Source organism: Prevotella sp. HJM029 (assembly GCF_000599605.1).
Taxonomy (GTDB): domain Bacteria; phylum Bacteroidota; class Bacteroidia; order Bacteroidales; family Bacteroidaceae; genus Prevotella.
Genome location: NZ_AZHT01000119.1, coordinates 1 through 264, shown reverse-complemented (window position 1 = coordinate 264; position 264 = coordinate 1). Strand labels below are relative to the sequence as shown.

Genomic DNA, 264 nt, shown 5'->3' with positions numbered 1-264 from the left:
ACTTCTTAGTCTGTTGATAGCGTGCGATGTCTCGCTGGAGATACTGCCTAAATGCTGGAAACTCCTTGTCTGTGACTTCTAATATCGTCTCTCGAATGACCATCGGAATACGATCCAAGCGTATGAGCTGGTCATATTCACCGAACGCAGGGTAGGTTAGACAAAGTTTGGAATAGTCCTCTTCAGAGAGAGGGAACTCCGATGTCTCGGTACAATCACTCCACGTGCCTACTCCTCCCTTATATTTCACAACTCCCCATGTTT

At 46.6% G+C, this 264-nt stretch carries 1 pseudogene; it reads right to left on the bottom strand.

From position 1 onward, the window contains the following. Positions 1–264, bottom strand: a pseudogene (locus tag X919_RS16860) (hypothetical protein); the annotation flags it as partial.